Here is a 280-nt window from a genome sequence, read left to right on the forward strand (position 1 = left end):
GCCTGTCACGCCGGGGGTCGCGGGTTCGAGTCCCGTCCGCTGCGCCATTTACATGATAGACCTTTTGAGGGCGCTTAGCTCAGTTGGTAGAGCGTCTGCCTTACAAGCAGAATGTCGGCGGTTCGATCCCGTCAGCGCCCACCAGATTTTTTGTGATGCAGCGGTAGTTCAGTTGGTTAGAATACCGGCCTGTCACGCCGGGGGTCGCGGGTTCGAGTCCCGTCCGCTGCGCCACTTTAAGTTCTTGATGAATCGTTTGCCACAATAGCGACATTGTGTA

2 tRNA genes are annotated in these 280 nt (G+C 56.8%); both read left to right on the forward strand.

The features are described 5' to 3' along the window. Positions 1 to 68: 68 nt before the first annotated feature. A tRNA-Val gene (locus C8322_RS03315) sits at positions 69 to 144 on the forward strand. A gap of 13 nt (positions 145 to 157) precedes the next feature. Continuing rightward, positions 158 to 234 (forward strand) — tRNA-Asp (locus C8322_RS03320). Positions 235 to 280: the final 46 nt, after the last annotated feature.

This window comes from Acinetobacter sp. SM1B (assembly GCF_003289665.1).
In the GTDB taxonomy this organism is placed as follows: domain Bacteria; phylum Pseudomonadota; class Gammaproteobacteria; order Pseudomonadales; family Moraxellaceae; genus Acinetobacter; species Acinetobacter schindleri.